Genomic DNA, 21460 nt, shown 5'->3' on the forward strand with positions numbered 1-21460 from the left:
TTGTCTCACGCCAGGATGCGGGCCATGGCGCGTCCATAGCGGGCACGGATCGCCTCGTGCTTCACATGCCGGCCGCTCCTGACCAGGTCCTTGCCCGCGACGAACACGGTGTCGATGGCGGCCTTGCCCGCGACGAACACGTACGCGTCGATCCAGCGGTCGTCTGAGACGGCGGCAAGGTCGGGATGATCTCCATCGAGCACCACGAGATCGGCGCGCTGCCCTGCCTCGATGGCACCGATACGGCGACCGAGAGCCTGAGCGCCGCCCGCCAGGGCCTTGTCATAGAGACTGCGCCCGGTCGATTGGCCCTGGTGCTGGGCCAGGACATTGCGGGCGCGGTGCCTGAGGCGCTGGCTGTACTCGAACTGCTTGAGTTCTGCCGACACCGATATCTCGATGTTGGAATCCGACCCGACACCGAACCGGCCGCCGGCTCCGAGATAGTCGACACCCTCAAAAATGCCGTCGCCGAGATTGGCCTCGGTGATCGGGCACAGGCCCGCCACCGCGCCGCTCATCGCGGTGCCTTCGACCTCCCGCGCATCGAGATGGGTCGCGTGGATCAGGCACCAGCGCTGATCGACAGGTGCGTGGTCGAGCAGCCATGCGACGGGGCGCTGGCCCGACCATGCCAGGCAATCCTCGACCTCCTGCACCTGTTCGGCGATGTGGATGTGGATCGGCCCCTCGCCTGCCAGTGCCATCACCTCGCGAAGGCTCTCGGGCGTGACGGCGCGAAGGCTGTGGGGCGCGACGCCGACGATGGCGTCGTCGAGCCCAGCAACGGCCCTGCGCGCACCTTCGAGCAGGCGGGTATAGCCTTCCACATCGTTGATGAAACGCCGCTGACCCTCCGCCGGCGCCGCAGCGCCGAAGCCGCCCTGCGCATAGAAGACCGGCAGGAGCGTCAGGCCCATGCCGGTTTCCTGCGCGGCGGCCACGATGCGGCCGGAGAGTTCCGCGATATCGGTGTATGGACGGCCGTCGGCGTCGTGATGCAGATAGTGGAACTCCGCAAGCGCGGTGAACCCGCCCTCGAGCATTTCCATCATGGCGAAGGCCGCGATGGCCTCCACATCGTCCGGCGCGAGGGAGCCGAGGAACCGATACATCACCTGCCGCCAAGTCCAGAAGCTGTCCCCTTCCGGTCCTCGGGTTTCGGCAAGCCCAGCCATGCCGCGCTGGAAGGTATGGCTGTGCAGGTTCGGCAATCCGGGTAGCGCAATCCCGGCGATGCGCTCGCGTGTCTCGCCGCGTGCATTCGGCCGGACGGCGGCAATCGTCCCGCCCTCGATGTCGATCCCGACGTTCGCCGCCCAACCGTCCGGCAACAAGGCGTGATCGAGAATGAGCCTGCGCATGCTGACACCTTCACTGTCGATGGTCCCGGACCGCAGCCGCCAAAAAGCCACGCCGAGGCGGGACCATCAAAAACGATCGAATACGTCTAGACAATATCGATCTTTCGCGATTATGTATAGACATTATCGCAACCTCACCGGAGCAGGAACATGCGCTTCGATCGGGTCTGGTTCAACGCTCGCCTTGCTACGCTTGCCGGTGACGATCTCGGGATCGTCGAGAGCGGGGCCGTTGCCGCCAAGGATGGCCGGATTGCCTTTGCCGGATCGGCGGCGGATCTCCCGAGCGGCTGGGATGCCGCCGAGCGGATCGACTGCCGAGGTCGCTGGATCACCCCCGGCCTTATCGACTGCCACACCCACCTGGTTTTCGGCGGCAACCGGGCCCATGAGTTCGAGTTGCGGCTGAACGGCGCGAGCTACGAGGAGATCGCCCGTGCCGGTGGCGGCATCGTGTCCACCGTGAAGGCCACCCGCGCGGCGACCGAGGATGAGCTTGTAGCGACCGCCCTGCCCCGCCTCGATCACCTGATTGCCGAAGGCTGCACCACCATCGAGATCAAGTCGGGCTATGGGCTCGACCTGGAGACGGAGGCCCGGTCGTTGCGCGCCGCGCAGCGCCTCGCCGACACGCGGCCCGTATCCGTCACCACCACGTTCCTCGGCGCCCATGCGCTGCCGCCGGAGGCGAACGGCGACAAGGACGCCTTCATCGACAAGGTCTGCTGCGAGATCCTGCCGGCGCTCGCCCGGGACGGGCTGGCCGATGCGGTCGACGCCTTCTGCGAGGGCATCGCCTTTTCTCCCGAGCAGACCGCCCGCGTGTTCGATGCCGCCAAGGCGCATGGCCTGGCGATCAAGCTCCACGCCGACCAGCTGTCCAACCTGCATGGCGCCAAACTTGCTGCCGATTACGGAGCCCTCTCCGCCGATCATCTCGAATACACGGACGAGGAAGGCGCTGCCGCCATGGCGAAGGCGGGCACGGTCGCGGTGCTGCTGCCGGGCGCCTTCTACGTGCTGCGCGAGACGAAAGCGCCGCCGGTCGCCGCCTTCCGCAAGGCAGGCACGCGCATGGCCCTGGCGACCGATTGCAACCCGGGCACCTCGCCCCTCACATCGCTCCTGCTCACCATGAACATGGGCGCGACCCTGTTCCGCATGACGGTCGAGGAATGCCTCGCCGGGATCACCCGCGAGGCGGCCCGTGCGCTCGGAAAACTCGACGAGATCGGCACGCTGGAGCCGGGCAAGTCCTGCGATCTCGCGATCTGGAACATCGAACGGCCGGCGGAGCTCGTCTACCGCATCGGCTTCAACCCGCTTCACGCCCGTGTCTGGAGGGGACAGTGACCAAAGAAGTAATGCTTCATCCCGGCTCCGTTTCGCTCGCCGATTGGCGCCACGTCTATTTCGGCGCCGACGTCGCGCTCGATCAGGATTGCCGTGCCTCCATCGAGGCCGGTGCGAAGACCATCGAGGCCATCGTTGCCAAGGGCGAGCCGGTCTATGGCATCAATACCGGGTTCGGCAAGCTTGCAAGCGTACGCATCGGTTCTGCCGATCTCGCGACGCTCCAGCGCAACATCGTGCTCTCGCATGCGGCCGGTGTCGGTGAGCCATTGCCGATTGCGATTGTGCGGCTCGTCATGGCCCTCAAGCTCGCGAGCCTCGCGCAAGGCGCATCGGGCGTGCGCTGGTCTACCATCGAGCATCTGACAGCCTGCTTGCGCGCCAACCTCATTCCCGTCGTTCCCGGGCAAGGGTCGGTCGGCGCATCAGGCGATCTCGCCCCACTCGCACACATGACGGCAGCCCTCATGGGTGTCGGCGAGTTCTTCGTCGACGGCGCACGCATTCCCGCGGAGGCGGCCCTCGCACGCGCGGGTCTCTCGCCCCTCTCGCTCGGTCCCAAGGAGGGCCTGGCGCTTCTCAACGGCACGCAGGTTTCGACCGCGCTCGCGCTGGCAGGCCTGTTCGAGGCCGAACGCGTGTTCCGCGCTGCGCTCGTCACGGGAGCACTGGCGACCGATGCCGCCAAGGGTTCCGACGGTCCGTTCGACGAGCGCATCCAGAAGCTGCGGCGTCATCACGGCCAGATCGAGGTCGCCGCATCCTTGCGCACCCTGATGCTGGGCAGCGCCATCCGCGCGTCTCATCTCACCAACGACGACCGCGTGCAGGATCCCTATTGCCTGCGATGCCAGCCGCAGGTGATGGGCGCGGTCCTCGACCTGCTGCGCCAAGCCGGCGAGACCCTCGGTACCGAAGCGAACGGCGTGTCCGACAACCCCCTCGTCTTCTCGGATACCGGAGAGGTCATCTCGGGCGGCAACTTCCATGCCGAGCCGGTGGCGTTTGCCGCCGACATGATTGCCATGGCATTGTGCGAGATCGGCTCGCTCGCCGAGCGACGCATTGCCATGCTCGTCGATCCGGCCCTCTCGGGCCTTCCCGCCTTCCTCACGCCGAAGCCCGGGCTCAATTCCGGCTTCATGATCCCGCAGGTGACGGCGGCGGCTCTCGTATCGGAGAACAAGCAGCGCGCCTATCCGGCGAGCGTCGACTCGATCCCGACCTCCGCCAACCAGGAAGACCATGTCTCCATGGCGACCCATGGAGCAAGACGGCTGCTTCCCATGTCGGCGAACGCGGCCAACGTGATCGGAATCGAGCTGCTCGCCGCCGTCCAGGGCTGCGACTTCCACGCGCCCATGAAATCGAGCGAGCGCCTGGAGCGAGCCCGTGCGCTGCTGCGGGCAAAAATCGCGCATCTCGATGACGACCGTCACATGGCGCCCGACATGGAGCAGGCCACGGCCCTCGTGGTTTCCGGCGCCTTGGTCGAAGCCGCGGGGACCGACGCGCTGCCGCTCGTGACCGACGAGGTGCGGGCATGAGCACGCGTCCGGACTGGCTCACTGTCATTCCCGGCGAAGCGCCCCTCGTGGTGAGTCTCCCGCATACGGGCACGGAGATCCCCGCCGCGTTCGAACGCGGCCTCGTCTCGCCGTGGCTGGCGCGCAAGGATGCGGATTGGTGGATCGAACGGCTCTACGATTTCGCCCCCTCGCTCGGCGCGACCGTGATCCGCACCACGATCTCCCGCACGGTGATCGACGTGAACCGCGATCCGTCCGGCGTGTCGCTCTATCCGGGCCAGGCAACCACGGAGCTGTGCCCGACGACGACCTTCGACGGCGAGCCGCTCTACGAGCCGGGTGCAGAGCCGACGGCAGAGCAGGTTGCCAAGCGCCGAGCCCTCTTCTTCGATCCCTATCACGCGACGCTCCACGCCGAGATCGAGCGGCTTCGGGCACGGCATGATAATGTCGTGGTCTATGATTGCCACTCGATCCGCTCGGTCATTCCCCGCCTGTTCGACGGCGCCCTGCCCCATTTCAACATCGGCACCAATGGCGGCACCACCTGTGCTCCATCCCTGAGCGACGCCATCGAGAAGATCTGCACCGGCAGCGGCTTCAGCCACGTGGTCAACGGTCGCTTCAAGGGCGGCTACATCACGCGCAGCCTCGGCAAGCCTGATGAGGGTGTCCATGCCGTCCAGATGGAACTTGCCTGCCGCGGCTACATGAAAGAGCCGCTCGGCCCCGTCTCCGAGGGCGAATGGCCGCCTTCCTACGACGAGGATTATGCGGCGCCGATGCGTACGGCGCTCGCCCTCGTTCTTCAAACCTGCCTCACCTTCGCTCAATTCAAAGCCTGATCCGAGGATCCGTCCCATGACTCGCATCGACAACGCCCGCGTGATCCGCGCTCCCCATGGCACCGAACTGTCGGCCAAGAGCTGGCTGACGGAGGCGCCCTTGCGCATGCTGATGAACAACCTCGATCCCAATGTCGCCGAGAAGCCCGGCGAACTCGTCGTCTATGGCGGCATCGGCCGCGCCGCGCGCGATTGGGACAGCTTCGACCGCATCGTGGCGGCTCTGAAGAACCTGGAAGCCGACGAGACGCTCCTCGTGCAGTCGGGCAAGCCGGTCGGCGTGTTCCGCACCCATGCGGATGCGCCGCGCGTGCTGATCGCCAATTCGAACCTCGTGCCGCATTGGGCCACCTGGGACAAGTTCCATGAGCTCGACCGGAAGGGACTCATGATGTACGGCCAGATGACGGCCGGCTCCTGGATCTATATCGGCACGCAGGGCATCGTGCAGGGCACCTACGAGACCTTCGTGGAGGTGGGCCGCCAGCACTACAACGGCGATCTCTCCGGCCGCTGGATCCTCACCGGCGGCCTCGGTGGCATGGGCGGCGCGCAGCCGCTCGCCGCCACCATGGCGGGCGCCTCCTGCCTCGCCGTGGAATGCCAGCCGAGCCGCATCGAGATGCGCCTGCGCACCGGCTATGTGGACCAGCGCGCGGACACGCTCGACGAAGCCCTCGCCATCATCGAACAATCCTGCCGCGACAGGAAGCCGGTTTCGGTCGGCCTCCTCGGCAACGCCGCCGAGATCTTCCCGGAAATCTACCGGCGCGGCATCCGCCCCGACGCGGTGACGGACCAGACCTCCGCGCACGATCCGATCAACGGCTATCTGCCGAAGGGCTGGACGCTGAGCCAGTGGGAGGCCAAGCGCGAGAGCGATCCGAAGGCCGTGGAGCACGCCGCCAGGCAGTCCATGGCCGAGCACGTGCGCGCGATGCTCGACTTTCACAAGGCCGGCGTGCCGACCCTGGATTACGGCAACAACATCCGCCAGATGGCCAAGGAGGAAGGCGTCGACAACGCCTTCGACTTCCCCGGCTTCGTGCCGGCCTATATCCGCCCCCTGTTCTGCCGCGGCATCGGACCATTCCGCTGGGCTGCGCTCTCGGGCGATCCGGAGGACATCTACAGGACCGACGCCAAGGTGAAGGAGCTGTTGCCCGACAACAAGCACCTGCACAACTGGCTCGACATGGCGAAAGAACGCATCAAGTTCCAGGGCTTGCCCGCGCGCATCTGCTGGGTGGGTCTTGGCGACCGCCACCGCCTCGGCCTCGCCTTCAACGAGATGGTGGCAAAGGGTGAGTTGAAGGCGCCCATCGTGATCGGTCGCGACCACCTCGATTCCGGCTCGGTCGCCAGCCCGAACCGTGAGACGGAGGCCATGAAGGACGGCTCGGATGCCGTGTCCGACTGGCCGCTCCTCAACGCGCTGCTCAACTGCGCGTCCGGAGCCACCTGGGTCTCGCTGCATCATGGCGGCGGCGTCGGCATGGGCTTCTCGCAGCATTCCGGCATGGTGATCGTCTGCGACGGCACGCCGGAAGCGGCCAAGCGCATCGAGCGCGTGCTCTGGAACGATCCGGCGACCGGCGTGATGCGTCATGCGGATGCCGGCTACGACATCGCCATCGACTGCGCCCGGGAAAACGGTCTCAACCTTCCGAGCCTGCGGTGATGACGGCGCGGATCATCCGCAATGCGGATCTTGTCCGCGTTCCCTGGAAGAATGGCGGCGGCACCACCGCGGAGGTCGCCGCCTTTCCGGAAGGCTCCACATTCGACACCTTCGGATGGCGCATCAGCATGGCGGATGTGGCCTCAGACGGGCCATTCTCGCTCTTTCCGGGGATCGACCGCACGCTGATCGTGATCGAGGGCAACGGCATCGAACTCGATGTGGAGGGCATCGCCTATCCGCTGGATCGGACCTCCTCCAAGCTCTCCTTTTCCGGCGATGACATCACCACCGGGCGGCTCCTCTCGGGCCCCATCCGTGATCTCAACGTGATGACGCGGCGGGGGCGGTTCCGTCACCGGACGCGGTTCGTCGAATCGGGCGTCGCATTGCTGTCGGAGGACACGACTGCTGCTTTTCTCGTCCCGCTCGATGGTTCGTTCGATGTGACGCTCGATTCGACGATCCATTCACTCCAGGCGCTCGATACGCTTATCCTCGAGGCGACGGAGAAACTTATCCTGCTCTCCGGGTCCGGACGGGCCATCTTCGTCGAGATTACGCCGGACCAACCTGAAAGTCCGGCTCATGAATCTCCAACCTCATCCTGAGTGTCCGGCTGAGAACAGGAACGAAAGGCGCGCCAGACGTCATTTTCTCACGTCATGACCGGCCCTGTGCCGGCCATCTCGATCAGAAGAGCGCCGCGCCTTTCGCATCGAGATCACCGGCACAAGGTCGGTGATGACGTCACAGGGAATAGCCGTCAGACTCTTGGAGACGCTATTTTTGGCGCGAGATGCCTGAAACAGCGGCAAATCAAAATGTCTATACATTTGACATTGCCGCTCCGGCATGGTGCCATTCGCGCGTTCGAAAAAGAATGTCCGACGCATGACTTCCTGGAATCTTCCCGAGAGTGCTATCGGCAGAACGAGTCAGAGGATTTGGACAGAACGGAGGCTGCAATGAAGGCGGTATTGAGTGGTTTGGCCGTGTTGGCGCTGGCGGTCGGATCCGCCTCGGCGCAGGAGACGAAGGTGGCTATCGGCATCTCGGGCTGGACGGGCTTCGCGCCCCTGACGCTTGCGAAGGAAGCCGGCATCTTCAAGAAGAACGGCCTCGACGTGACGATCAAGAAGGTCCCACAGGCCAGCCGCCACCTCGCAATCCAGTCCGGCGACATCCAGTGCGCCGCCACCACGGTCGAGACCTGGATCGTGTGGAATGCCAACGGCGTCCCGACCAAGCAGATCTTCCAGCTCGACAAGAGCTACGGCGCTGACGGCATGGTGGTGAAGAACGACATCGCCGCCATCAAGGACATCAAGGGCAAGCAGGTTGCGGCCTCCGCGCCGGGCACGTCGCCCTATTTCGCGCTCGCCTGGATGCTGAAGAAGAACGGCCTCTCCGTGAAGGACGTGACGGTAGTCAACATGGAGCCGGGTCCGGCAGCGCAGGCCTTCATCGCCGGCCAGAACGATGCGGCCATGACCTATGAGCCGTATCTCTCGTCCGTGCGCGCCGCGCCCCAGGCCGGCAAGATCATCGCCACGACCCTCGATTACCCGATGGTCATGGACACCTTCGGCTGCACGCCGAAATTCCTCGCCGACAATCCGAAGGCCGCGAAGGCCTTTGCCGACAGCTATTTCGAAGCCCTCGACATGATCGCCAAGGAACAGGCGAAGGCCTACGAGATCATGGGCGCGGACGTGAAGCAGACCGGCGAGGCCTTCGGCAAGTCGGCCCAGTTCCTGCGCTGGCAGGATCGCGAAGCCAACAAGAAGTTCTTCGCCAGCGAGTTCAAGACCTTCTCGGCGGAAGCCGCCGACCTGCTGCTCGAGACTGGCATCATCAAGCAGAAGCCCGACATGGAAGCGCTGGCCGATACCAGCTTTATCCAGTAACGCCCTTGCCGCGGCGATGGCCCGATTCCATGCGGGCCATCGCCTGATCATTTCCTCACGAGCACCATCCGGCCCATCAAATCCGGATTGTAGAGCAGATCCTTCATGCCTCGTCCTCTCGACCCCGTCAGCCAGGGCACGCGCGTCACGCTCGGCGTTTCCTTCTTCATCCTTTTCCTCGCAGCATGGGCCTTCGCGACCCTCGGCGGCTTCGTTTCGCGGACCTTCCTCGCCGATCCGATCACCATGGTGCAGGACGGGTGGCTGCTGCTCACCCGCTTCGGTTTCCTGGGCGACATCGGCATCACGGTCTGGCGCGTGGTCGGCGGCTTCGTCCTGGCCGCGCTCGTCGCCGTGCCGCTCGGCATCATGATGGGCGCCTACAAGTCCTTCGAGGCTTTCCTCGAGCCCTTCGTGTCCTTCGCACGCTATCTGCCCGCGTCCGCCTTCGTGCCGCTTCTCATCCTCTGGGCCGGCATCGGCGAGATGCAGAAGCTCCTCGTGATCTTCATCGGTTCCGTCTTCCAGATCATCCTGATGGTGGCGGTGGCCGTGGGCAACACGCGCCGCGACCTCGTCGAAGCGGCCTACACGCTGGGCTCCAGCGACCAGGGCGTCGTCAAGCGGGTGCTCATCCCCGCCAATGCGCCGGAGATCGCGGAGATCCTGCGGCTCGTGCTCGGCTGGGCCTGGACCTATGTGATCGTGGCGGAGCTCATCGGCTCATCCTCCGGCATCGGGCACATGATCATCGACAGCCAGGCGCTGCTGGCGACTGGTCAGATGATCTTCGGCATCATCGTCATCGGGGTCATCGGCCTCATCTCGGATTTCCTGTTCAAGGCTCTCAACCGTTCGCTCTTCCCGTGGAGGCTCGCATGACCGGAACGATCCTCCAGATCGACAGCGTCTCGCGCGTGTTTCCGGGCGTGCGCGGCGGCGCACCCGTTCGCGCGCTCGAGCCCACGAACCTGCAGGTGGCGCAGAACGACTTCATCACCATTCTCGGCCCCTCCGGCTGCGGAAAATCCACGCTCCTGCGCATCGTGGCCGGCCTCGACCGTCCGAGCGGCGGACGCGTTCTTCTGAATGGACGCGAGATCAAGGGTCCGGGTGCCGACCGGGGCATGGTGTTCCAGTCCTATACCCTGTTCCCGTGGCTGACGATTGCCGAGAACATCGCCTACGGCCTGCGTGAGAAGGGCATGCCGAAAGCGCAGCGTCAGGAGATCGTCGCGTCCTACACCGAGAAGGTGGGGCTGCTCGGCTTCGAGAACCATTATCCGAAGCAGCTCTCCGGCGGCATGCAGCAGCGCACCGCCATTGCGCGCGCGCTCGCCAACGATCCGGAGATCCTGCTCCTCGACGAGCCCTTCGGCGCCCTCGACAACCAGACCCGCGGGCTGATGCAGGAACTGCTGCTGGGCATCTGGGAACGCGAGCGCAAGACCGTGCTCTTCGTCACCCATGACATCGAGGAGGCGATCTTCCTCGCCTCCCGCGTCATCGTCATGTCGGCCCGCCCCGGCCGCATCAAGGCCGATATTCCCGTCGACCTGCCTCACCCGCGCCACTACACGATGAAGACCACGCCCGAGTTTTCAAGCCTGAAGGCGCAGCTGACGGAGGAGATCCGCGTCGAGGCGATGCAGGCGGAAGGCGTGCATTAGCTCTCTCTGCAGCCACAATGCGTACAGCGTAAGGCCCTCCCGATATCCTTCCGGGTGAATTGACGCTCCGGCCTTCCTCGGGCGACGCTTCGTGTCTCTGATGTGGGGAAGGCACGATGCTCAAACGCCTGTTAGCCGGATCCATCCTGATCGCCAGCGGCATGCCCGCCATGGCCGATATCGTCATCGATCAGGCCATGATCACCGCCGGTGAGTTGCGTGTCGTCGGTCGACTGAGCAAACCGCGGCAGGTGTCGATCTTCCTCGATGAACGCTTCGAGACGAAGGCCGATGCCAACGGTCGGTTCACCTTCCGGATCGCCTATCATCCCGCAAGCTGCATCGTGAATCTCCAGGCGGAGACCGAGCAGCGGCAGGCGGTCGTCGGCTTCTGCGGTCAGAAAGGTCCGGAAGGCCCGGGCACGGCATCGCAATCCGCGGCCGTCGCACCTGTCGAGCCCGGGCCTGTTGGCCCTCCCGGTCCTCAAGGCGAACCTGGACGCGACGGCGCGCCCGGACCGAAGGGCGACCCGGGACCGGAGGGGCCTCCCGGCCCGCAAGGAGCTGCCGGCCCTGCCGGGCCGCGCGGAGAGCAAGGCGAGGCTGGCCCGATTGGGCCGCAAGGGCCCGCCGGACCGCCAGGACCGCCTGGGACCACGGAAGCGCGGGCCGTCCCTGAAGGGCAGCCAGGTCCTGCGGGACCAGCAGGTCCAATCGGCCCCGAAGGCCCGGCGGGTCCTCCCGGCCCGCAGGGGCCACAGGGGCTTGCAGGCCATCAGGGGCCTCAAGGACCTCAGGGGACGCCGGGGCCGCGTGGTGAACCTGGACCGGCCGGTCTGCCTGGTTCGGTCGGTCCGGCTGGCCCTGCAGGGGCGGAAGGGCCCATCGGACCCGTGGGGCCTGCCGGGCCTCCGGGGCCGCAAGGTGTTGCTGGAGGCATCGGGCCGATTGGGCCTCCCGGTCCCATCGGGCCGATCGGCCCGGCCGGGCTGACGGGTCCTGTCGGACCTCCCGGGTCCGTCGGCCCGGAGGGAAGGATGGGACCTGAGGGGAAGCCCGGGCCCGCCGGAACGATCCTGCGTGTCTTCGTGCAGGAATGTGCGTCCCAGGGCCGATGCATGGCGCGCTGTGAGCAGGACGAGTACCCGATCAACGGCACCTGCAACCGGGGCGACCGTCTCGATATGGATGAAGTCGGCGTGTACTGCTTCTCCACGGGCGAGAGCCCGAAAGGCATGATCGCCCGGGCGATCTGCGCGAAGAAGTGAATCGGCTCGGCTGCCGAGAAAGGCCCGCCTCTGATCCGTCAGTTGTGACAGCCCAGAGGCGGGCGATAGGATTGGTCCGGAGGAATCAGCGAACTGCGTGGCTGTCTTTGCGAGCCTGACTTGTGGTCTCGTCTGCGAGGCTCGGAGCAAAGGTCCCGTTGCACGGATGCGGGTTCCATGTGTCGTCGGACGACGACACAACCTTGAGCGCTCCGAACCAGCGGTGCCTGAAGCGCGTCGCAGTTCTCAGGTCGTCGAAGCCCACCAGACCCCATTCATCGAGCAGGTGATAGAAGTCCCAGGTCTCTTCCTGCTCGTCGAGCCATCGAATGACCTCCTGGTTCAGGTCTCGCCCGCTCTCGTTCCACACACGCCAGTCGTTGACCATGAAGACATAGGGCCAGTGCTTCGAATAGGCGTCGATCCCATAGCACGCAGACGATGCCATTTCCTCGTCGCGCCACGTCGCGGCAATGGTCCTCTTCAGCTCATCCAGATTCGTCATCGCCTATGTCTCGGATTGCGCAATCCACGCATTAGGATTGCATCGTGAAATTAAGGATAGCATAGCAGCGTAATCCAAGAGTAGTAGATAAAATGCTTCTGCATGTCACGGCGTTCCGAAACTGCTCCACGAAGAAGTGCAGCAGTTTTTTCGCCATGGGGCGGTCCGGAATCCACCGACGGAAATGATCCTATAGTCGCTCTGATCTCGAAAGTGGTAGCAGGTTGAACAACATCAAGGACTTCTTATTTCTCGCAAGTGGTACTCACAAAGAGACACGGAACGAATGCCTCTCCAAGCACCTATCTGGTTAATAGGTGCAGGGAGACTTGCATGACACCAGACCAAGTCGAGCTTGTCGCGCAGGCGTTCTTTGCTGCCGAATATTCAGACGACTGGGATGATGCTCCCGCGATCGTGCAGCAGCAGTTCAGGGATCTTGCCCGCACGGCCATCACCCTTCTGCACCAGCAGATCTCCCACTGCCGATCATCCCTCGTCCTGGCGAAGGTGTCCGGAGCTGCCCACGGGGAGGACGCGGTTCAAGTCCCGTCGTGAGGATGATGCCGGCGGAATCCGGCAAGCCTGCCGCCGCAGAACATGACTGCTCGGGCAAGACCAGCCGTCCCGACCCTTTGCTCGGTTGCCCCGCTTCCTATGACGAGCTACAGCACCCTATCCATTCATAGGGGGCAACAATGGCAACACTCACGTGGAACGGCTCGTCCGGGTTCAACCTGGCCGATCTCGATCTGAGCAATCTCGCTTACGGAATCGACTACACCCAAACCTCGACCCGCTTCCTGGTCGAGTACAACTACGGCGGCTCGACCCGCGACGAATTCCGGGGCTACGGTCTCACCTACAGTCGCGATGGCATTCCGACGGGAGGCGTTGTCACCGGCTACGCATCCTACGAGTACGGAAAGAAGATCGGGTCGATCGAAGGCACGTCGATTGCCGTGACAAGCCTCGTGGCTGCAGCCTCGACCGGTTCGAGTTCCGACGACCACAAGGTCTTTCGTTCCCTTCTCTCCGGCAGTGACAGGATCACGGGCGGCAGCTACGGCGACAAGCTGGAAGGTTTCGGTGGAAACGACGTGCTGTATGGCCGTCAGGGAGCCGACCGGCTCTACGGCGGCGCCGGCGCCGATGCCTTCACCTTCAAGTCCGTTCGAGACAGCACCGTCGATGCGGGCGGGCGCGATACGATCCAGGACTTCTCGGCCGCTCAGAAGGACAGAGTCGATCTGCGCAGCATCGACGCCAACACGACGGTCGGCGGCAATCAGGGGTTCAGCTTCATCGGCAAGAACGGATTCCACAACAAGGCCGGCGAACTGCGCTACGAGAAGTACGGAAGCGGCGTTCTCGTGAGCGGTGACGTCAACGGGGACAGCAGCGCAGACTTTGCGATCTACATGAAAGGCCTGTCGAGCCTTTCAAAGGGATATTTCATCCTGTGATCCGCTGAAGCGCTGATCGCGAACAGGCGCTCTGAACAAATCCAAAAATGAAGGGCAGCCAGATCAAGGCTGCCCTTTTCCGATTCCGTGCTTCTGCATCGGTGGATCCGGCTCACAGGCAGACCCTCCTGCTGTCGGGCAGCGGGGAGCGCGGAACAGGTTCTATCAAGGGGATAAGTGGTGCCCAGGGGCGGAATCGAACCACCGACACTGCGATTTTCAGTCGCATGCTCTACCAACTGAGCTACCTGGGCATCGATGCGCGGCGGAGCCGTGCGCGTCGTGGAGGGGTGTATAGTCAGACATGGATCGCATGTCCAGCGGTTCGGGCGACAAAAATTCCGGGAAATGCGTTCAGGCTTCCCGGTCATCCTCGTCCCGGTCGTCTTCCTCGCTCTCGACGGCTGGAATCGCGTAATTGCCCGAGAGCCAGCGGTTCAGGTCCACGTCGGCGCAGCGCTTGGAGCAGAAGGGATTGTATTCCGGCTGGGCGGGCTTGCCGCAGATCGGGCACTTGCCGGACGAAGCCAGAGGCTTGTTTTCATTGGCGGCGTTCATGTCGCGCCTCCTTTCATTGCATTTCGGCAACGTGGTTACCTGCGTCCCTTCGCGCAAGACAGTGATGACACTGGGAAAACGAACTCAGGCCGCGTCGAGCCAGCTGAACCGGACGGGATAGCCCTCCCCGTCGAGCAGGGCCGCCGCCTCGTAGAGAGGCAGCCCCACGACGTTGGAGTAGGAGCCGACCAGCTTGACCACGAAGGTGCCGGCGAGCCCCTGGATGGCATAGCCGCCCGCCTTGCCGCGCCACTCGCCGGAGGCAAGATAGCGCTCGAACTCGTCTCGGGAGAGGCGTTTGAAGCGGACGCGGGTTTCCACCAGACGCTCACGGACGGATTCCTTGGGCGTGATGAGGCAGACGGAGGTGTAGACCCGGTGGGCGCGTCCCGAGAGCAGCCTCAGGCAGGCCGCCGCCTCATCCACAAGCTCCGCCTTGGGCAGGACCCGCTTGCCGACCACCACGACGGTGTCGGCGGAGAGGATGTAGGAATCCTTCAGGTCGTCGCGGGTGCGCGCGACCTTCCGGGCGACCTCCGCCTTGGAGCGGGCCAAGCGCTTCGCCAGTTCCTTGGCTCCCTCGTTCTTCAGGGGGGCTTCGTCCACATCGGCCGGCAGAAGGGCGTCGGGCTCGATGCCGGCCTGCTGCAGGAGAGCGAGCCTGCGCGGCGAGGCCGACGCGAGAACGAGCTTCGGACGCCAGCTGGGATTCGACACCTCGGAAGAAGACGCCACTTTTCTCTCCACGCTCTAGGCCCCTCAAGGATATTCATAAAGCAAACAGCTGCGCCGGGTCACAAGATGGCACCCGGGACGATCGAATCAAGCCGATCACGCGACGGGAGGCGACTCGATATCGGACAGCGGCGACTTGGTCTCGGCATCGCCCGCGGTGTCGAGCTGATCCAGCTTGCGGTACCGCATCACGCTGACCGGAATCGTCACGAGGAAGACGACGGTGATCAGGCTCAGCATTTCCCAGGGGAAGCTGATGAGTAGGCCGAAGGCCGCGACGGACAGGACGAAGATCGGCAGCACCCACTGGCGTGGCACGTATTTGCCCATAGTCTTTCCCGAATAGGTCGGGATCGTCGAAACCATGAGAAAGGCGATGCCCACCACATAGATGAGGATGACGGGCGCAAAGGACGAACCCTGGATGGGGACGCCGAGGAAGGACAGATAAAGCGGCAGCAGGGCGCACATGGCGCCCATGGGGGCCGCCATGCCGACGAAGAAGTTCTTCTTCCATTCGGGGCGGTTGGGATCGTCGATCATGACGTTGAACCGGGCCAGCCGGAGGGCCGCCGCGATGGCGAGAACGATGGAGCCGATCCAGCCCACGCGTCCCAGTTCGTGCAGGACGAAGCTGTAGATGATCAAGGCGGGCGTGACGCCGAAATTCAGGAAGTCGGCCAGGGAATCGAGCTCTGCGCCGAACCGGGAGGTCCCCTTCAGCAGGCGGGCGATCCGCCCATCGACGCCGTCCAGGAAGGCGGCCACGATCACGGCCACGACAGCCCTCTCGTACTGCCCATCGAAAGCCAGCCGGATGGCCCAGAGCCCCAAACAAAGGGCAATCAACGTGATGATGTTGGGGGCGATCATCCGGAACGGAACCGGCTTGAACAGCCGCTTGCGCGGTTCGTTCGGATCCGGGGCGAAGGGCGGGAAGAGGTCACTCATGGCAACAACCTAGCGCATCGTGCGGAAAAGTGGACCCGGTTTTCCACTTTGAACGATGCGCTCTTCAAAGAGGGGAGCATCGGAATGAATCCCAGATTTTGACACGGCTTCCGGCTCCGATGCTCTGGAGGAGACCGCCCGAACGACAAGCAGAGCTGGGCAGTTTGCGGGTGATGGAAGAAGTGCAAACCGCGGCGGACGGTTCCGTCCGAAGAGCCTGCAGGGGGAGAAAACCTCCCCCTGCAGGCGCAATGATCAGCCCACCCGGTACTGGCGCGCGGGCTCGTTGGCGGTCAGATCCGCAAGCACCGTCTCGCCGGCGACCGCCGTCTGGCCAAGACCCACCAACACCTGGGCGTTGAGCGGCACGAAGATGTCGAGGCGGGAACCGAACCGGATGAGGCCGAAGCGCTCGCCGGTGCTTAAGGCCTCGCCCACCTTCACGAAGGACACGATGCGGCGCGCCACGAGGCCGGCGATCTGGACCACGCCGATCTTGGCGCCTGCCGTCTCGATCACGAGGGCGTTGCGCTCGTTGTCCTCGCTCGCCTTGTCGAGCTCGGCATTGAGGAAAAGGCCCGGCGTGTAGAGGATCTGGGCGATCCGGCCCGTGACCGGCGAGCGATTCACGTGGCAGTCGAACACGTTCATGAAGACCGAGATCCGAGTCATGGGCTCCGGCGGCAGGTCGAGTTCGGCCGGCGGCACGGCGGTAGTGATGAGGTTCACCCGCCCGTCGGCCGGGGACACGACGAGGCCCTCCCGGATCGGCGTCACCCGCGGCGGGTCGCGGAAGAAGTAGCAGACCCACACGGTCAGGATCGCACCGATCCAGCCCAGCGGCGACCAGAGCCACGCCAGGACGATCGTCGCAAACAGCGCGACCAGGATGAAGGGATAGCCCTCCTTGTGGATCGGCACGAAGATGCGGCGCATCGATTCCAGGATATCGGTCATTCTTTCACAGCCTTAAGAAGGGCCAGCGCATCGTGCGGACCCAGAGGACCGCGCTCAAGGATGCGCTGGTCAAAAAGGAGCATCGGATGGATCCCAAGAGTGCAAATCCACTTTTAGGTCCGATGCCATAGTGGGGATGGCAGGCGAAAGAGCTTTTTGTCAACCTGCCACGCTCTCGGGGCTGCGCTCTTCCTCCTCGGCCCGTTTGAGCGTCTCGCGGGCCTGATCCGCCTCGCGCTGGCGGTTCCACATGGCGGCATAGACCCCGCCGTGGCTCAGCAGGCTCGCATGATTGCCGCGCTCGACCACCCTCCCCTGGTCCAGGACGATAATCTCGTCGGCTCCGATGACTGTGGACAACCGGTGGGCGATCACGAGAGTGGTCCTGCCACGGCTGATCCGGTCGAGGGCATCCTGGATCTCCTTCTCGGTGAAGGTGTCGAGCGCCGACGTCGCCTCGTCCAGGACCAGGATCGGTGGGCTTTTCAGAATCGTGCGGGCGATGGCCACGCGCTGCTTCTCGCCCCCTGAGAGCTTCAGGCCGCGCTCGCCCACGGGTGTGTCGTAGCCCTCCGGCAGGAGGCCGATGAAGCGGTCGATCTGGGCCAAGCGCGCGGCCTCCCTCACCTCCTCCGGGGTCGCATCCCACCGGCCGTACTGGATGTTGTAGCCGATGGTGTCGTTGAACAGCACCGTGTCCTGCGGGACCATGCCGATCACCTTGCGCAGGGAGGCCTGCTGCACCTCGGCGATGTTCTGCCCGTCGATGAGAATGCGGCCGCTGGTGGGTTCGTAGAAGCGGAACAGCAGGCGGGAGATGGTCGACTTGCCGGCGCCCGACGGGCCGACGATGGCGACCGTATGGCCGGCAGGAACCTCGAAGCTCACGCCCTTGAGGATCGGACGCTCGGGGATATAGGCGAAATGCACATCCTCGAAGCGCACGACGCCCTCGGACACCTGGAGGGGTCTGGCGCTGGGCTTGTCCTGGATCTCGGGATTGCGCTCGATGATCGCGAACATGTCGTCGATGTCGATGAGGGCCTGTTTGATCTCGCGGTAGAGCATGCCCATGAAGTTCAGCGGAATATAGAGTTGCACCAGCATGGCGTTGACGAGCACGAAGCTGCCGATGGAGGCCCGTCCCGCCATGATGTCCCGGGCGGCCAGAACCATCACGATGGCCATGCCGATCGAGAAGATCACGGCCTGGCCCGCGTTGAGCACGGCAAGGGACGTATAGGTCTGGGTGGAAGCGCTCTCGAACTTCGCCATGGAGCGGTCGTAGCGGGCGGTTTCCCGCTGCTCCGCGCCGAAATACTTCACCGTCTCGTAGTTCAGCAGCGAGTCGACCGCCTTGGTGTTGGCGTCCGTATCCGAGTCGTTCATCTGCTTGCGGATCGAGATCCGCCACTGGGTCGCCTTGTAGGTATAGGCGAGATAGACGACCACCATCACGAACACGACGGCGGAATAGAGCCAGTTGAACTCCCAGGCCAGCAGGCCCAGCACGAGGATGAACTCGAGGATCGTCGGGACGAGGGTGAGTACCACGAGGCGGGACAATTCCTCGATGCCCTCGCGGCCGCGCTCCAGCACCCGGGTCAGGCCGCCGGTCTTGCGCTCGAGATGGAAGCGGAGGGACAGGCGATGCATGTGCTCGAAGGTCTGCAGCGCGAGATTGCGCACCGCATGCATGGCGACCTTGGCGAAGAGGCCGTCGCGCAGCTGGGTCAGTACCGCCATGAGGATGCGGGTGAGGCCGTAGATCGCCGTGAGCAGGATCGGTGCCTTCCACAGCCAGGAGCCTGCGGTGGCGGCTGCCTCGGCGCCTTGGTTGCCGCCCGTGACCGCCACGAGCGCGTCCGTCGCCCATTTGAACGCGAACGGCGTCACCATCGTCACGCCCTTCGCGACCAGCAGAAGCCCGAAGGCCAGGAAGACGCGCCGCTGGAGATCGGGCCTGCCGTGAGGCCAGAGATAGGGCCAGAGCTTTGTCCAGGTACCTGCCAGGCCATTCGGCTGTGGCACAGTGGCGCTCGTCGGAGGGACGGCGGTGGAGGGAGGCATACGCGGGAATCCAATCGAAATATCGGACCTCGATATAGGCGATCGGGAGGATGAATTCACCCCGAGTCTGTAATTGTTCCAGGTTGCTCTCAGGGACGGCATCCCTCAGAGCTGTTTCGGCCTCTCCCTCACCCTGAGAGGTTGATGCTTCATCGGTCTCGTCATCCTGGACGGAGCAACTGATCCGGGGCCGCGTGAGGAGAGCGGCGCCCGATCCCCGATACGGCCATCCCCGCGCCGACATTGTCATTTCCCGCAGGCCGGGGATCCATAATCGCGACGGCTCAGGCAAGGGCGAGCAGTGTTGCACCTCTGTCTGCACCGTCAGCGGTTCTGGATCCCGGGCTCCGCTGAAGCGGCCCCGGGATGATGGTGCCAGGCTGGCTTTCACGATCCCGGATCGGTGCGCGCTGTCCGGCCCTGATCCCCTCAGCCCTCGCGCCCTCCGACGTCATCACCGGCCTTGTGCCGGTGATCCCGATCGGAAAGGCACAGCGCCTGTCAGCATCGGGATGGTCTGGACGGGCCTGGCTCAGGATGTGGGTCTACGTCGAAAAGCTCAGTTGCTCTTCGGCCCCTGCTCACCCGGCAGGACGAACACTTGGCCCGGATAGATCAGGTCCGGATTGCGGATCTGCTCCTGGTTCGCGCCGTAGATCACCGTATAGCGCAGGCCCTTGCCATAGACCCGCTGGCTGATCCGCCAGAGATTGTCGCCGCGGGACACGATGGCGGTGTTGATATTGGGGATCACGATCGTCCCGGCACTGGCCATCTGACCTTCAGGCAGGGCGGAGGCCACCTCTCGGGAAGGCTGGGCCGGCGGGTTGCCCCCCTGAGGCGATGCGGGAGCCTGCGGCCGCACGGAAGCCACTTGGACCGGCACGTTGAAGCCCACCTCGGCGCGGGACCTGACCTGTCCCGAGACCGGGTCCACGTCGTCGAGGCGGATCCGGTAATCGCCGGGCTTCACGCCGCTGGCAATCGAGAAGGATACCTTGCCGTCACCGCCCGCCCCGCCGGGTGCGATGAGGCTTTCGTTGAGGTAGAGGCGCACGGTCGCTCCGGGCGACGACAGGCCGGACACGAAGAGCTTCCCCTCCTCCGCCTCGACGGTCACGATCTTGATCTCGGCCCGCGCGGCCGTTTGCCCAGGAGGGGCCGACGGCGGCGGAACCGGCGGCGCGACCCCGGCCTGCTGCTGCGGCCCGGGCTGAGCCGGCTGAGGCTCTGCCGGCTTGGCTTCGGCGGCCTTCGTTTCAGGCTTGGGCTCCTTGGTCGGCGGCTCGGGGTTCGAGAGAACCACCGTCGGCATGTCCGGTGCCGTCAGGGTGACGAGCGGCCGGGTCTTGGCATCGGTGATGACGACCGTCACGCTCTGGACGGAGCGCTGGCGGGTGCCGTCCGGGGCGATGGATTGCAGCGCAACCTGATGGGAGCCGGGCGGCAGGGGCGGAGGCACGATGGCGAACAGGCCGGAGGCATCGGCTGCCGCACGGGCGTGAACCTGATCGCCCCTCAACAGTTCAATGGTCGCACCGGGCGCGGCGCGCCCTGCGATCACGCTCTCGCCGTCCGGCTCGACCCGAACCAGATCGAAGGAAGGCGCGAGAGGGGAATCCTTGGATTGCGCCGGGGGAGCCTCGCTCGGGGCGACCGGCTTGGCGGCCTGCTGGCCCGATCCGCCCTGGGTGTTGGCCGAGGGCTCGGCTGTCTGGGCGGGAGCGGCGTTCCGCGAGGTCTCGGGCCTGTCGGACCAGGACCAGTAAAGCACCCCGAGAAGGACTGCGACAACGGTTGCAGCGGCGACGCCCAGCAACGCAATTGTACCTTTGATTTCCTTCGGATGCGCCATGGTGCATTTTCTCGTACGCGGCACTTTCGTGCATTTAAACCGTTTATCTTTCAAAAGGCTACGGCCATAAAGGACAAATAATGCTCTACGACTCGACGCGGGAGGTTCCCCGCCTCCCCGAAATGCCCATGTCATCCATCAGATCGATCAAATCCATATGCGTCTATTGCGGCTCCGGCTTCGGGGACGATCCGGTTTTCGCCGAGAATGCGGCGGTATTGGGCCGCTCCATGGCCGAACAGGGAATCAACCTGGTCTATGGGGGCGGCAATGTGGGCCTCATGGGCACGGTCGCCCAATCCGTGCTCGATCACGGCGGTTATGTCACAGGGATCATCCCTGACTTTCTGAAGTCCCGCGAGAAGCTCCTCGACGACGTGCAGGAAACCATCGTCGTGCCCGACATGCACACCCGCAAGCGCCTGATGTTCGAGAAGGCCGACGCCTTCGTGGCCCTGCCCGGCGGGATCGGGACCCTGGAGGAGCTCGTCGAACAGATGACCTGGTCGCAGCTCGGCCGGCACACCAAGCCGATCCTGATGCTGAGCACCAAGGGCTTCTGGAAGCCGCTTCTCACCCTGATCGCCCACATGCACGAACAGGGCTTCATCCGCCCCGGACTGGAGCTCAACTACCTCGTCGCGGAGCGGGTCGAAGAGGTCATTCCCATGCTCGAGAATGCCGCCCGGCGGGTCGGGATCGTGAGCAACGAAGAGGCCATCGGGAGCCGCTTCTAGAAAGCC

The 21460-nt window shown here is 64.6% G+C and carries 22 protein-coding genes and 1 tRNA gene; 13 read left to right on the top strand and 10 right to left on the bottom strand.

All coding sequences use genetic code 11. From position 1 onward, the window contains the following. Positions 1 to 5 precede the first annotated feature (5 nt). Positions 6 to 1364 (bottom strand): formimidoylglutamate deiminase, encoded by a 1359-nt coding sequence (locus tag KHP60_RS10975; RefSeq protein WP_213563935.1) that lies wholly within the window; start codon positions 1362 to 1364, stop codon positions 6 to 8. Between the two features lie 150 nt (positions 1365 to 1514). Between KHP60_RS10975 and hutI the strand changes: the two genes are divergently transcribed. The 8 genes from hutI (at position 1515) to KHP60_RS11015 (ending at position 10352) form a co-directional block, all read left to right on the top strand. After that, the gene (hutI, locus tag KHP60_RS10980; protein WP_213563936.1) at positions 1515 to 2717 is read left to right on the top strand and encodes an imidazolonepropionase; all 1203 of its coding nucleotides are present in this window, start codon (positions 1515 to 1517) and stop codon (positions 2715 to 2717) included. A gap of 11 nt (positions 2718 to 2728) precedes the next feature. Then, positions 2729 to 4264, top strand: coding sequence for a histidine ammonia-lyase (gene hutH / locus KHP60_RS10985; RefSeq protein ID WP_213564012.1), 1536 nt, complete (start codon positions 2729 to 2731; stop codon positions 4262 to 4264). Next, entirely contained in the window at positions 4261 to 5091 is an 831-nt protein-coding gene (hutG, locus tag KHP60_RS10990; protein ID WP_213563937.1) for an N-formylglutamate deformylase, read from the top strand. The genes hutH and hutG overlap by 4 nt, the downstream gene beginning before the upstream one ends. 16 nt (positions 5092 to 5107) lie before the next feature. Continuing rightward, positions 5108 to 6772: a urocanate hydratase gene (gene hutU, locus KHP60_RS10995; protein ID WP_213563938.1), complete on the top strand. Its 1665-nt coding sequence runs from the start codon at positions 5108 to 5110 to the stop codon at positions 6770 to 6772. Continuing rightward, the gene (locus KHP60_RS11000) at positions 6772 to 7383 is read left to right on the top strand and encodes a HutD family protein (RefSeq protein ID WP_213563939.1); all 612 of its coding nucleotides are present in this window, start codon (positions 6772 to 6774) and stop codon (positions 7381 to 7383) included. The genes hutU and KHP60_RS11000 overlap by 1 nt, the downstream gene beginning before the upstream one ends. Positions 7384 to 7740: 357 nt before the next feature. Then, positions 7741 to 8682, top strand: coding sequence for an ABC transporter substrate-binding protein (locus KHP60_RS11005; protein WP_213563940.1), 942 nt, complete (start codon positions 7741 to 7743; stop codon positions 8680 to 8682). Positions 8683 to 8787: 105 nt separating this feature from the next. Next, positions 8788 to 9564: an ABC transporter permease gene (locus KHP60_RS11010; protein ID WP_213563941.1), complete on the top strand. Its 777-nt coding sequence runs from the start codon at positions 8788 to 8790 to the stop codon at positions 9562 to 9564. Beyond that, on the top strand, positions 9561 to 10352 hold the full coding sequence (locus KHP60_RS11015) for an ABC transporter ATP-binding protein (protein ID WP_213563942.1): 792 nt from the start codon (positions 9561 to 9563) through the stop codon (positions 10350 to 10352). Before KHP60_RS11010 ends, KHP60_RS11015 begins: the two co-directional genes overlap by 4 nt. A gap of 131 nt (positions 10353 to 10483) precedes the next feature. Here the strand turns inward: KHP60_RS11015 and KHP60_RS11020 are convergent, their stop codons facing one another. Further along, a complete protein-coding gene (locus KHP60_RS11020) occupies positions 10484 to 10681 on the bottom strand; it encodes a hypothetical protein (RefSeq protein ID WP_213564019.1) in 198 nt (65 codons plus the stop codon). A 139-nt stretch (positions 10682 to 10820) separates the two neighbouring features. On the opposite strand from KHP60_RS11020, the gene KHP60_RS25465 reads away from it, so the two are divergent. Together KHP60_RS25465 and KHP60_RS11030 are read left to right on the top strand one after the other, a co-directional pair. After that, positions 10821 to 11345, top strand: a complete 525-nt coding sequence (locus KHP60_RS25465) for a hypothetical protein (RefSeq protein ID WP_283770694.1) — start codon at positions 10821 to 10823, stop codon at positions 11343 to 11345. 44 nt (positions 11346 to 11389) lie between these two features. Next, on the top strand, positions 11390 to 11620 hold the full coding sequence (locus KHP60_RS11030; protein ID WP_213564021.1) for a hypothetical protein: 231 nt from the start codon (positions 11390 to 11392) through the stop codon (positions 11618 to 11620). Between the two features lie 85 nt (positions 11621 to 11705). Here the strand turns inward: KHP60_RS11030 and KHP60_RS11035 are convergent, their stop codons facing one another. Further along, positions 11706 to 12125, bottom strand: coding sequence for a hypothetical protein (locus KHP60_RS11035; protein WP_213563943.1), 420 nt, complete (start codon positions 12123 to 12125; stop codon positions 11706 to 11708). 333 nt (positions 12126 to 12458) lie between these two features. Between KHP60_RS11035 and KHP60_RS11040 the strand changes: the two genes are divergently transcribed. Both KHP60_RS11040 and KHP60_RS11045 read left to right on the top strand, forming a co-directional pair. Beyond that, positions 12459 to 12683 carry a hypothetical protein gene (locus tag KHP60_RS11040; RefSeq protein ID WP_213563944.1) on the top strand — a complete coding sequence of 75 codons (225 nt, stop codon included), beginning with the start codon at positions 12459 to 12461 and terminating at the stop codon, positions 12681 to 12683. Positions 12684 to 12823: 140 nt separating this feature from the next. Further along, entirely contained in the window at positions 12824 to 13591 is a 768-nt protein-coding gene (locus KHP60_RS11045) for a calcium-binding protein (protein WP_213563945.1), read from the top strand. A gap of 178 nt (positions 13592 to 13769) precedes the next feature. Here KHP60_RS11045 and KHP60_RS11050 read toward each other — a convergent pair. The 7 genes from KHP60_RS11050 to KHP60_RS11080 all read right to left on the bottom strand — a co-directional run bounded on the left by KHP60_RS11050 (position 13770) and on the right by KHP60_RS11080 (position 20717). Beyond that, a tRNA-Phe gene (locus KHP60_RS11050) sits at positions 13770 to 13845 on the bottom strand. A gap of 100 nt (positions 13846 to 13945) precedes the next feature. Continuing rightward, positions 13946 to 14149, bottom strand: coding sequence for a DNA gyrase inhibitor YacG (yacG, locus tag KHP60_RS11055; protein WP_213563946.1), 204 nt, complete (start codon positions 14147 to 14149; stop codon positions 13946 to 13948). Positions 14150 to 14233: 84 nt separating this feature from the next. Continuing rightward, a complete protein-coding gene (locus tag KHP60_RS11060; RefSeq protein WP_213563947.1) occupies positions 14234 to 14884 on the bottom strand; it encodes a Maf-like protein in 651 nt (216 codons plus the stop codon). A 96-nt stretch (positions 14885 to 14980) separates the two neighbouring features. Further along, positions 14981 to 15835 carry a phosphatidylcholine/phosphatidylserine synthase gene (locus KHP60_RS11065; protein ID WP_213563948.1) on the bottom strand — a complete coding sequence of 285 codons (855 nt, stop codon included), beginning with the start codon at positions 15833 to 15835 and terminating at the stop codon, positions 14981 to 14983. 255 nt (positions 15836 to 16090) lie between these two features. Continuing rightward, positions 16091 to 16792 carry a phosphatidylserine decarboxylase gene (locus tag KHP60_RS11070; protein ID WP_213563949.1) on the bottom strand — a complete coding sequence of 234 codons (702 nt, stop codon included), beginning with the start codon at positions 16790 to 16792 and terminating at the stop codon, positions 16091 to 16093. 159 nt (positions 16793 to 16951) lie between these two features. Beyond that, positions 16952 to 18862 (bottom strand): ABC transporter ATP-binding protein/permease, encoded by a 1911-nt coding sequence (locus KHP60_RS11075; protein ID WP_213563950.1) that lies wholly within the window; start codon positions 18860 to 18862, stop codon positions 16952 to 16954. Between the two features lie 559 nt (positions 18863 to 19421). After that, positions 19422 to 20717, bottom strand: coding sequence for a LysM peptidoglycan-binding domain-containing protein (locus KHP60_RS11080; protein WP_213563951.1), 1296 nt, complete (start codon positions 20715 to 20717; stop codon positions 19422 to 19424). A gap of 128 nt (positions 20718 to 20845) precedes the next feature. On the opposite strand from KHP60_RS11080, the gene KHP60_RS11085 reads away from it, so the two are divergent. After that, positions 20846 to 21454 carry a TIGR00730 family Rossman fold protein gene (locus tag KHP60_RS11085; protein WP_249688686.1) on the top strand — a complete coding sequence of 203 codons (609 nt, stop codon included), beginning with the start codon at positions 20846 to 20848 and terminating at the stop codon, positions 21452 to 21454. Positions 21455 to 21460: the final 6 nt, after the last annotated feature.

The organism is Microvirga sp. 3-52 (assembly GCF_018383585.1).
Classification (GTDB): Bacteria; Pseudomonadota; Alphaproteobacteria; order Rhizobiales; family Beijerinckiaceae; genus Microvirga.

What these genes read in the sequence shown, in the direction of transcription:
- KHP60_RS10975 (WP_213563935.1), bottom strand. Translation starts at nt 1,364, where the DNA reads ATGCGCAGGCTCATTCTCGATCACGCCTTGTTGCCGGACGGTTGGGCG.
- hutI (WP_213563936.1), top strand. Translation starts at nt 1,515, where the DNA reads ATGCGCTTCGATCGGGTCTGGTTCAACGCTCGCCTTGCTACGCTTGCC.
- hutH (WP_213564012.1), top strand. Translation starts at nt 2,729, where the DNA reads ATGCTTCATCCCGGCTCCGTTTCGCTCGCCGATTGGCGCCACGTCTAT.
- hutG (WP_213563937.1), top strand. Translation starts at nt 4,261, where the DNA reads ATGAGCACGCGTCCGGACTGGCTCACTGTCATTCCCGGCGAAGCGCCC.
- hutU (WP_213563938.1), top strand. Translation starts at nt 5,108, where the DNA reads ATGACTCGCATCGACAACGCCCGCGTGATCCGCGCTCCCCATGGCACC.
- KHP60_RS11000 (WP_213563939.1), top strand. Translation starts at nt 6,772, where the DNA reads ATGACGGCGCGGATCATCCGCAATGCGGATCTTGTCCGCGTTCCCTGG.
- KHP60_RS11005 (WP_213563940.1), top strand. Translation starts at nt 7,741, where the DNA reads ATGAAGGCGGTATTGAGTGGTTTGGCCGTGTTGGCGCTGGCGGTCGGA.
- KHP60_RS11010 (WP_213563941.1), top strand. Translation starts at nt 8,788, where the DNA reads ATGCCTCGTCCTCTCGACCCCGTCAGCCAGGGCACGCGCGTCACGCTC.
- KHP60_RS11015 (WP_213563942.1), top strand. Translation starts at nt 9,561, where the DNA reads ATGACCGGAACGATCCTCCAGATCGACAGCGTCTCGCGCGTGTTTCCG.
- KHP60_RS11020 (WP_213564019.1), bottom strand. Translation starts at nt 10,681, where the DNA reads ATGATAGGCGATCCGGAAGGTGAACCGACCGTTGGCATCGGCCTTCGT.
- KHP60_RS11030 (WP_213564021.1), top strand. Translation starts at nt 11,390, where the DNA reads ATGGGACCTGAGGGGAAGCCCGGGCCCGCCGGAACGATCCTGCGTGTC.
- KHP60_RS11035 (WP_213563943.1), bottom strand. Translation starts at nt 12,125, where the DNA reads ATGACGAATCTGGATGAGCTGAAGAGGACCATTGCCGCGACGTGGCGC.
- KHP60_RS11040 (WP_213563944.1), top strand. Translation starts at nt 12,459, where the DNA reads ATGACACCAGACCAAGTCGAGCTTGTCGCGCAGGCGTTCTTTGCTGCC.
- KHP60_RS11045 (WP_213563945.1), top strand. Translation starts at nt 12,824, where the DNA reads ATGGCAACACTCACGTGGAACGGCTCGTCCGGGTTCAACCTGGCCGAT.
- yacG (WP_213563946.1), bottom strand. Translation starts at nt 14,149, where the DNA reads ATGAACGCCGCCAATGAAAACAAGCCTCTGGCTTCGTCCGGCAAGTGC.
- KHP60_RS11065 (WP_213563948.1), bottom strand. Translation starts at nt 15,835, where the DNA reads ATGAGTGACCTCTTCCCGCCCTTCGCCCCGGATCCGAACGAACCGCGC.
- KHP60_RS11070 (WP_213563949.1), bottom strand. Translation starts at nt 16,792, where the DNA reads ATGACCGATATCCTGGAATCGATGCGCCGCATCTTCGTGCCGATCCAC.
- KHP60_RS11075 (WP_213563950.1), bottom strand. Translation starts at nt 18,862, where the DNA reads ATGCCTCCCTCCACCGCCGTCCCTCCGACGAGCGCCACTGTGCCACAG.
- KHP60_RS11080 (WP_213563951.1), bottom strand. Translation starts at nt 20,717, where the DNA reads ATGGCGCATCCGAAGGAAATCAAAGGTACAATTGCGTTGCTGGGCGTC.
- KHP60_RS11085 (WP_249688686.1), top strand. Translation starts at nt 20,846, where the DNA reads ATGTCATCCATCAGATCGATCAAATCCATATGCGTCTATTGCGGCTCC.